Origin of the sequence: Chromobacterium fluminis, assembly GCF_011602385.1 — a bacterium.
GTDB lineage: Bacteria > Pseudomonadota > Gammaproteobacteria > Burkholderiales > Chromobacteriaceae > Chromobacterium > Chromobacterium fluminis.
In genome coordinates this window covers 1-10,075 of the sequence record NZ_JAAOMA010000082.1, presented here as the reverse complement: position 1 = coordinate 10,075, position 10,075 = coordinate 1, and the positions used below count along the sequence as shown (strand labels likewise).

The following is a 10,075-nucleotide window of genomic DNA, read 5'->3' as shown; positions in this document are numbered from 1 at the left end:
GGGGGCGGCGGTTCGCTGATGACCGCCACTTCCACTTTTTGCTGGATCACTTTGACCACGCCCTGGGCCAGGCCCGACACCAGCGCGTAGATCAACAGTGCATGGAAGACGATCACGCCGACCAAGCCCGCGATGCGGCGCTTGGGCGGGGGACCGCCGATTCCTCTGGCTGTGATGCTCGTCATGTTTATATCCACTGTCTTCTGATTCGCCCGGCGGCGGCGCGCCGCCGGGCCCGAGAACGGGACGGACCCCAGTCCGCCCCATCCAGTTTCCCGCCGCCTTAGAGCTTGTAATTAGCCTTGAGGAAGAAGGAACGTCCCATCGGATCGGTAAAGCGCGGATCGTAGTTCTGCTGCGTGGTGCGCGTCATCTGGTTGGAGTACGGCGGCTCTTGATCGAACAGATTCTTGATGCCGGCGGTCACGGTCAGTTGCTTGTTCCAGGCATAGGAGCCGGACAGATTCCAGGTGGAGTACGGTCTTACCTGATGGAAAGGCTGCCCCTGCTTCAGGTAGGGATTGGAATCGGTGTAGCCGGACTTGTAGTTCTGCGCCAACATCGTACTCCACGGACCATAGGACCAGCCCAGGGTCAGGTTGTGCTGCCAGCGGAAGGTGGGGCCACCATCCTGGAAAGTACCCAGGTTGCTGTAATACGGGCCGTTCTTCTCGGTCTGATAGGAGTACTTGGACAGATAAGTGCCGTCCAACGTCGCGGTGAAAGTGCCAACCGAAGTCTTGGGCAATACCCAGTTCAGCTTGATGTCGACGCCAGCGGTGCTCAGATTGCCCAGGTTGTCGTAGTCGTCGATGATGTAGGACAGATTACCGCTACTGTCGCGAACAAAACGATTCGCGTACTTGGCCGGGTCGGCAAAGATGGCGCTTTCATCCAGAATATTGATCTGACCCTTGATCATGGTCCACCAGAAATCCGCGCTGGCGGTAAAGTCCTTGACCGGCTCGATCACCATGCCAAAGGAGAGCGAGGACGACTTCTCCGGCTCCAGCTTCTTGTTGCCAGCAATACGCTTATTGCGCTGCATATCAGAGCAGGCCGAGCTATCCGCGCCTGGTACCGGATTCACTCCGTCAGGGCAAGCGCCATAATCGACATAGCTACGGGTTAGCTGTAGCTGGTTCGGTCGGTAGATATTGTACAGCGACGGAGCTCGAAAGCCGGTACTGGCCGAGCCGCGGAACATCACTTGCGAGCTGGGCTGAAACTTGAAGGCGACTTTCGGGTTGAGCGAGCTATCGGTATCGCTGTAGTGGTCGTAACGCGCGGCCAGTTGCACATCCAGGTTCTTCAGTACCGGAATATCCGCCTCGCCGTAGAAGGCGTAGGCTGAACGGCTGCCGCTGGAATCTTCAGTCTTGTCCTGGCCTGTGCTCAAAGCGTCGCGGGTCACCGCTTTGTTGTAGATCGTGCTCAAGGACTCGCGGCGCACTTCCGCGCCCAGCGCGATCGCCAACATGCCGGCCGGCAGCTGCAACACTTCGCGGCTGGCCTTGATGTCGGCCATGTCGATGGTGGACTTGGCTTCTTTGGTCTGGCCGGTCATGCCCACCGAGCGCCATGCCGCCAGATTATTGCCGGACAGATCGAACGGATCCAACGCGCCGCTATCGACCGCGGACTGCATCTTGCTCTTGCTGACGTAGCCGGAGGTCAGGTTTTCCTTGATCAGGTTTTCCGAACGGCCGATGCCGGCGCGGTAATCCCAACCGGCGATCAGACCTTCCATATTCAGCATCAGGCGCTGCGTCACCGAGTTGGCCTCAGTCTCGCGATTGCCCAGCGGAATGGTGCGCACATACAGTTTGTCGCGCTTGCCCGGGTCCACCACGTTGGCGCGGGTAATGTCGCCGGCAGTCGGCAGCGGCGCGTTCTGCGCGGTGGTGATGGTTTCGGTTCGGGTGTACTGCAGCGACAGCTCGTGGTTGTCGCCAATGCGCTTGGTGGCCTTGATCAGCCCGGAAATCTGCTCCACCTGCGGGATGATGCTGGGATACAGGGAGTAGTACTCCAAGCATCGGCTACCCTGCTTAGCGTCACTGGCGTATTGGGAAAACGGCGGGCGGCAATTCGGAGCGGACGGCGCCACCCACTTGCCGGTGACGCCATCGATATAATTGCCCGGCCATGCACTAGCGCTGGTGCCAGTGAATTTGTTGACCTGATGGGCGTAGTCGCGCTGGCCCGCCATCACCATATCCTGCTTCAGGTAGTCGATGGCGCCGTAGACGTTGAAACCGTCCTGGTTCAGATCGCCTATGCCGTAGGAGGCGTTGACGCGCTTTTCATCGCCGCCGCCGTGCTGCGGATTGGCCAGGCTGCCGCCGATGCTGAAGCCCTTCAAGCTCTTCTTGGTGATGAAGTTCATCACGCCGCCGATGGCGTCGGTGCCGTAGATGGCGGAGGCGCCGTCCAGCAACACTTCCACGCGCTCGATGGCGGACAGCGGAATGGCGTTCAGGTCGGCGGAGGTGCCGTCAATCGCCTGATTGGCCATGCGGCGGCCGTCCAGCAGCACCAACGTGTATTGATTGCCCAGGCCGCGCAAGCTGGCGAAAGAGCCGCCGCCGGAGGACGCGCCGACCGAGGCGCTGGCGCCTTGCGACGACTGGTTGGCGGCGATGCTGTTGACCACCTGCTCGACTGTGGTCAGGCCTTGCTTGGCCAGATCTTCGGTTTTGAGAATAGTGACGGGCAGCGCCTTTTCCTGCTTGATGCTGCGCTTGATGTTGGAACCGGTGATCTCTACCCGATCCAGCTGACCGGAGTTCGCCTCAGCGGCGAATGCGAACGGCGCATGGCTCGCCATGCCGGCCAAGGCCAGGGCAAGCACTAGCTGCTTCTTTTGACTTCTCAACTTGATTTCTCCTTAACTGCACACGGAAACCAGCAGCGCTTCTGTCGAACGTTTGCTGGATACTGCAGGTCGTCGACAATCGAACGTCATGACCGTGTTTCGAGTGTGTTAAGGATTGTTGCTTCTCGTCAATATTTGTTGAGGGACGATCCGTGGTGTCCGGCGGCTCTTTCCAACGCCCCGTTTGACGGAGAAATGCGTAAAAATCATGTTAGCGCTTGAAAATCAATAGACTATGCCCCTGATTTTTGCCAGCAGCTTTTACGAGACCCTGCTAATTCCATGTCATTTTTTATGGTGGACACAACTTGCCATTGTTGCTTTTTTGCATTTTCACGACAAATTTGTACAAGAATTTCAGACTAGGCTAATTTTGCAAAAACTTATGCATTCGTTTTTTTAATGGCTGGTATGAAAAAATTCGCCATCCCATAATCAAAGCCACGCCCGTCTACTCCCTTCCATACAAGCAAAATTATTCCAAAAACATAAAGCCCCGCCGCGCCAAACGGCGCGACGGGGCTTGATCAAACCGCTTTGGTGAGGCTTAGAACTTGTAGTTGGCTTTCAGGAAATAAGCGCGTCCCACCGGATCCGCCACCACCGGGTCAAAGCCGTACTGGAAGGTCTTGGTCTGGTTGCTGAACGGCGGCTCCTGGTCAAACAGGTTGCGAATGCCGGCGGTAATGGTGAGCTTCTTGTCCCACACATAGCTGCCGGACAGGTTCCAGTTGGAGTACGGGCGCACATTATGGCCTTCATCGTTGGGATTCAGGTCGGTGTAGCCGGACGAGTAGTTTTGCACTAACACTCCGCTCCACGGCCCCTGTGCCCAGTTGAACGCCAGGCTGTGCTTCCAGCGCAAGGTCGGCTGCAGAATATTCTGATACCAGCCGCCCAGCGAGCTCAGATACGGACCCTTGGGCTCCATCTGCTGCTGATATTTGGAGGTGTAGGTGCCGTCCAAGTTGACGCTGAAATTGCCCCAGGCCATCTTGGGCAGACGGAAGGCCAGGCTGATGTCCACGCCGGCCGCGCTCAGGGTGCCCAGGTTCTGGGTGGTGGTGATCACATGGTTGAGCGATCCGTCCGCGTTGCGTACGAACTTATCGGCGTACTTGCCCGGATCGGCGAAAATCACGCCCGGATCCAGCGCGCCTATGGTGTCCTTCACCGTAGTCCACCAGAAGTCGGCGCTGGCGGTGATTTCCTTGATCGGCTCGATCACGATACCAAAGGTCAGCGAGCTGGCCTTCTCCGGCGACAAATTGTTGTTGCCGCCCTGCAAGGCTTCGAACTGAGTGTTGCAATCGTCCACCTTGTTGCCGCCGTTGGCCGGCGTGCCGCCCGGGCAGCGCAAGGGGTCGTTGAACTTGTTGGCGGTGTAGGTCTTGCTGTTGGGCGTGAACACGTCGTACAGCGTCGGCGCGCGGAAGCCCTTGCTGGCCGAGGAACGGAACAAGACCTGCGGGATAGGCTGGTACTTGACGGCGATCTTCGGGTTGAAAGAACTGCCGAAGTCGGTGTAGCGGTCGTAGCGCGCAGCCAACTGGGCGTCGAAGTTTTTGAAAATCGGAATATCCGCTTCCACATAGGCCGCGGTCACGCCGCGGCTGCCGCTGGTGGACTTGGAGTCGGCAATGCCGGAACCCAACGCGAACTGAGCGATGTCCTGGATCTGGCTGTCCAACTTCTCGCGCCGGGTTTCCACGCCGAAAGCCGTCGCCATCATGCCGGCCGGCAGCTGCAACACCTCCTTGCTGACCTTGAAATCCGCCATCACTGTCTGATACTTGGCGATCCAGCCGTCGCCCTTCAGCTCGGTGCTCTGCCAGGCGCCGGGCGCCGAATCGCCGAAGGGGTTGATGGTGCCGTCCTGGAAGGCGGCGGCGATCTTGTCGCCGTGCACATAGCCGGATTTGTAATTGATGGTGGTCTTGTTCTCGGAGTAGGCCACCCCGCCACGGTAATCCCAGCCCGCCAGCAAACCTTCGGCATTGAAGGCCAGCCGCTGCGTGGTGGACAGGCTCTCGGTCACGCGCGGCCCCAACGGCACCGAGCGCGAGTTGATCACCACATCGCTGCCGTCGGTGGGCGTGCCGTCCGGCAAATGGGTCGGGTAATACTTGTCGCCCGCCTTCAGGGTGGCGATCTTGGCCAGCGGCGCCGGCGAGATATGGGTGGTGCTGAGGTTGCGCGCGCCCATGTACTGCAGCGACAGGGTGTGATCCCCAATCTGCTTGGTGCCCTTGACGAAGGCGGTCAGCTGCTCCACCTCCGGCGTCAAGTCCATGTAGAGGTTGGCGTTCTCGCCACAGGAGTTGGCGTCTATCGGCTTGGCGTACGGCGGTTTGCAATTCGGCGCCGCCGGGTTGTAGGCGTTGCCCTTGTAGGTGAAGTTGGACGGGAAGACCCGGCCGCTCAGGTTGTCCGCGGTCAGGTATTTATTGGCGAAGGAACGGTTCAGCGTGGTGATGGCGTCCAGCTTCTGATAGCTCAGGGAGCCGTAAACGTTGTAGCCGTCCTTGCTCAAATCGCCGATGCCGGCGGTGATGCTGGCGCTGCCGGTATTGCCGCCCTTATGGTCGGTGGACACCAGTTCGCCCGCCACCGTCACGCCTTGGTAACTCTTCTTGGTGATGAAGTTGATCACGCCGCCGATGGCGTCGGTGCCGTAGATGGCGGAGGCGCCGTCGCGCAGCACCTCGATGCGCTCGATCGCCGACAGCGGGATGGCGTTCAAATCCGTGGCGTAGCCGCCAATCGCCTGGCTGGCGACGCGGCGGCCGTCCAGCAGCACCAGCGTGTACTGCGAGCCCAGACCGCGCAGGCTGGCGTAGGAAGCGCCGCCCGACACCGTCTGCACCGACGAAGCGCCCACCATGCTGGACTGGTTGCTGGCCAGCGAATTCACCACCTGCTCCACCGTGGTGAAGCCCTGCTTGCTCATTTCCTCAGTGCGGACCACCGTCACCGGCAGCGCCTTTTCTTGCTTGATGCTGCGTTTGATGTTGGAGCCGGTGATTTCCACCCGATCCAGGGTGCCGCTGCTGGACTCCGCCGCCCAAACGCTGCCGGCTTGGCCGCCCAGGCCTGCCAGGGCCAAGGCTAGCACCAACTTCTTCTTGCTAGTTCTCATGATTTCTCCAGTCATGTGTCTAACCTGCTTAGCGCGCTTCTCTAGACACGCTTTCAGCAGATCATCCAGCCACAGACTATTTGTCATATGGCCTGACACGATGCTTGGAGCATTTATTACAGACGGTCAATCAACATCATGATTTGTCACATACGGCCCTTCCGCTCATGGCGGCTTCCAAAGCGGAAAGCGAGGCGCCCACTCCCCACGAAAAGGCCGCCGGCAAAGGATTCCACTTCATGAGCAAGTACGGACCGTCACGGTGGCCAGCGCGGCGACGCGTTGCCTTTTTGCCAATGTGCTGCGCTGCGCAACATTTTCATGACATGTGTAAAAATCAGCAAGACGATTAAATCAATGCGTTTAACTCATGCCTGTGGAGCGCAGGGCCAAGCGCCGGCTCATAACGCAAGACCCGGTCCGCAAGCCTTTAAAGTAACCGTGCGTTCCGGCTGTCCGGCCAACTGCGCCCGCATCGCCTGGCCGGCCAACTCGCGCCCTTCAAGAACGCGCGGCTCCGCGCTGAAATTCACCGTCAGCCGGCTGCCGTCGGCAAAACGGGTTTGTTGAGATAGGCGATCCGGCGTCAGCCAGGCAAAGCCGATCATGGCCTGGGTCGCCAGTTGCCGGTGCAGCGGTCGGAACACCTGATCGGCGCAACGCATCAGCGGCAGCCGCTTCTCCAGGCTCTCCGCGCTCACATGCCAAAGCGGCGGCGTGTTGTACAACCATTGCGCCAACAGATTATCGGCATAGGCGTTGCTGAACTTCAGGTTGTCGTACAGCCAGTGATTGGTGGTGACGATGGAGTCGTGGAACACCGCCTGGTAGAGCGGCAGCCGGTAGCGCGGCTGGTAGTAAATATTCAGATAAGGTTGCTTCAAGGGCACGGACCGGAAAAACACCTCGGGCTGATTCGCCGGAAACCAGCGGCCCAGGAAGTACGGCGATTTGGGGTTTTTCTGCAAATCGGGATCGCCCCAGCCCAGCACCGGCACCTGCATGCCGTGCGCGAAGGCGATTCCTCGCGAGGTGGCCGCGTTGCCGTTCTCCGAGCCCACGGGCACGCCGAAACGATCCCGCACCCAAGCCATGCTGCGTTCGTTGCCGGCGGCCACTCCGGCCTGGCTCATGCGCCGGCCCGGCGTGTAATCGTCAAACACCATGCCGGTAGCGTAGGCGTCCAGAAACCAGCTGTTGAAACCCAACGCCCGATGCAGCGCCTGGCTGCGCTGACGCAACACAGGCCGCACGCACTCCGGATTGGTGTAATAACCGGACTGCTGGAAACCGCTCTTGCGCCGGCCGCTGGCCAAGGTAATGCCGCAGTCTCGATACGCGGCGGCGCCCTGCTGCGCCGTCAGCCAGTCTTCGCGCTTCCCTGGCGGCAAGGCGGTTTCGTAGGAGTCGTAGGATGCCATCAGATAGCCGGCGCGCACGCCTTCCTTCATCGCTTGCGGCTGCCACAAGCCCCCTTCCCAATTGTCCACGCCCAGCCACAGCCGCTCCAGACCGGCCGCGCGCAATGCCCGGAGCGTGCGGAGCGATAAGCTGCCGCCCCAATCATCCGGCTTGCCCAAGGCCGCGCCGAACACCGCTCTCACCTCGCGTCGCAAGCGGCGGTAAGGCGCGGCCAGCTTGCTCCACTCCGGCGCGGCGCTCAGCCAAGCGGCGCGCGCCTCCGCCGTGGCCGCCTGATTGAAAGCCGCCAACAAGACCCGGCGCTGGTAGGCATCCGGCTGGGGCGAAACCGTCCGCAGCGTCGCAACGGCTTCCGCGTCGAAGCGCCCTCTCAAGCGCCGCGCCAGCGCGCTGTCGCCTCGCAACAGGCTCACCCAACGCCCCCAGTCGCGCACATCGGCCGCGCCCAGTAAATCATTGCCCCATAGATAGACATGGCTGGCGCCCACCAGCTTGGCGGTTTCCGGCTGCGCGCGCATCTTGTCCGCCAGACTTTCGAAACGCCCCTCCCCGATCAACCATTGCCGATAACGTTTGGCTCCTGCCAAGGGGTCGCCGTCCGCCAGATGCAGCAGCAGCGTCATCGGCTCCTGTCGGTTCAAGACGTTGAAATCATGACTCAGCGCCAGCCCCAGACCGGCGCCGTCCCGGCTGACCTTCAAACGATTGTTAAAGGGATTCAACAGCAGCCAATGCAAGCTGCTTGCGCCGTAATCCATGCCCCACAGAGGCAGGCTGAGGTTTTCCGAAGTGTTTAGCCCGTCGCCGGCGAAGCGCGGCAGGAAATCCAGCCACAGCGGATCGCCGGCCGGCGCATAGCTGCCTTCGGCCAAGGGCAGCAACAAGCCGCGCCCCATCGCCGCCGCCGGCTGCCGCAGCAGCGGCACGGTTTCGGCGGCGCCGGTTCCGGCTTGAACCGTCAACGTCAGGTCCGGCCCGTCCAGGCGCGCGCTCAAGCGATAACGATTGCGCTCCCAGGACCAGGCGGCGCCGGCCGCGTCCGCGCTCAGGTTCTCCACCGCCCGCGCAGGGCCGCCCGTTGACACCGCCAGCGGCGGCTGTCCGGCCGGCGTCGCGGTCACCGCCAGGGTGGCCGGGTCCAGCGCCACCCGCCACTGGGCGTTTTCCAAGCGGATCTGCGCCCAGGCGCTTAAGGGCAGGCTCATCGCCGCCAGCGCAAAAACAAGGGAACGAGGGGATATCGGCATCGCGGGCACTCTCCATATTCGAATCAAGATGAAGAGATTAGAAAGGCAAAGGCCGTCGCGATTGTCAGGCCAATGTCAGGATTTCAGCGCGGCCCAACCTGGCGGTGCGCCACCCTCAGCACCAATTGACCGCGCGCCTCGACGCGCACCAGGGCCACGCTCTGCCATAGCTCGCCCCGGCCGGGCGGCCAACGCAGCGCCTCGCCCAGTTCGCGCCGCCGCCACCAGACAAAACCGTAATCGCTGCGCCGCAGCAGCGATTGCTCCAGCCACGGCTGCGCGCAGGCCGCGCGCGGCGGCGGCAAACGCGATACCGCCAGCGGGCTGCGCGACAGCCAGTCCAGATTGGCCACCTCCGGCAACGCCAACTCGGCCTGCCATTGCCGGCCGGCGGCGCTCACCTGCAAACGATAGGCCCCCGCCGCCAGCGGCCGGCTCAAATCCGCACTTTCCAATCGAAACCCTTGGCCGTCCTCCCGCTCCAGCAAACCGCCGCGCAACAGATCATGCCCCTGCGCGTCCAATAGCCGCGCGTCCTCCAGCGCGCCGCGCCCGCTCAGCACTACCCGGTAGGCGCGCGCCAGCGGCATGTCGCGCTGCGCCAACTCCAGCGTCAAACGCGGCAGCCAAGCCGGCAGCGTCAACGGCGCGTCCTTGCCGCAATGCTCGGCGCTCAGCGCCGCCAAAGCCTGCGTCCAGGCTTGCCGCTGCGCCTGGCTGCGCAGCGCCGGCCAGCTCTCGGACAGCGCGCGCCAGGCGGCGTCATCGTCCGCCCCCAGCAAGGCTCGGTTCAAAACCGCCAGCGGATCGGCGCAGGCCGGCGCGGCCAGCGCCAGCCACAAGCACAATGCGCGCCGCATCAGGACTTCTCCAACCGATAGCCGACGCCGCGCACGGTTTCGATGGCGAGGCCGGGCAGTTTCTGCCGCAGTTGCAGGATATGAGTGTCCACGGTGCGAGTGGATGGGAAGTGCTCATAGCCCCAAACCTGGTTCAGCAATTCGTCGCGGCTCATCACTCGCCCGGCCATGCGCGCCAACAGCGCCAGCAGTTCGAACTCGGTGCGCGTCAAGGCCACCTCCCGTCCTTGCCAATTCGCTGATTGCCTGGCCGGCTGCAGGCTCAAGGCTCCCAGGCTCAGGCTGCCGTCGCCCAAAGGCCGCAACTGGGCGCGAATCCGCGCCAGCAATTCCGCATGGGCGAAGGGCTTGCTCAGATAGTCCCGCGCCCCCGCCTCCAGCCCGGCCACCCGGTCGCCCACCTCCACCCGCGCCGTCAGGACGATCACAGGCAAGGCTTTCTGCGCCAGCCAGCCGGGCAAATGCCGCAGGCTGTCGCCGTCCGGCAAGCTGCGGTCCAGAATAACCAGATCGGCGCGCAGCCACCGCG

General features: G+C 62.1%; 5 protein-coding genes and 1 pseudogene. All 6 read right to left on the bottom strand.

The window, feature by feature from the left end; genetic code table 11:
- A pseudogene (locus tag HA052_RS26285) lies at window positions 1-185 on the bottom strand (hypothetical protein); the annotation flags it as partial.
- Window positions 186-283: 98 nt separating this feature from the next.
- The gene (locus tag HA052_RS26280) at window positions 284-2,878 is read right to left on the bottom strand and encodes a TonB-dependent receptor plug domain-containing protein (protein ID WP_240937586.1); all 2,595 of its coding nucleotides are present in this window, start codon (window positions 2,876-2,878) and stop codon (window positions 284-286) included.
- 547 nt (window positions 2,879-3,425) lie between these two features.
- Window positions 3,426-6,017, bottom strand: coding sequence for a TonB-dependent receptor (locus tag HA052_RS26275; RefSeq protein WP_081547936.1), 2,592 nt, complete (start codon window positions 6,015-6,017; stop codon window positions 3,426-3,428).
- A 401-nt stretch (window positions 6,018-6,418) separates the two neighbouring features.
- Complete coding sequence (locus tag HA052_RS26270; RefSeq protein ID WP_166454302.1) at window positions 6,419-8,686, bottom strand: glycoside hydrolase; 2,268 nt, start codon at window positions 8,684-8,686, stop codon at window positions 6,419-6,421.
- A gap of 83 nt (window positions 8,687-8,769) precedes the next feature.
- Window positions 8,770-9,546, bottom strand: a complete 777-nt coding sequence (locus HA052_RS26265) for a DUF2861 family protein (protein ID WP_166454301.1) — start codon at window positions 9,544-9,546, stop codon at window positions 8,770-8,772.
- Window positions 9,546-10,075, bottom strand: a 530-nt coding sequence (locus HA052_RS26260; protein WP_166454300.1) for a response regulator transcription factor, incomplete at its 5' end; no start/stop codon positions are given. The genes HA052_RS26260 and HA052_RS26265, both read right to left, overlap by 1 nt.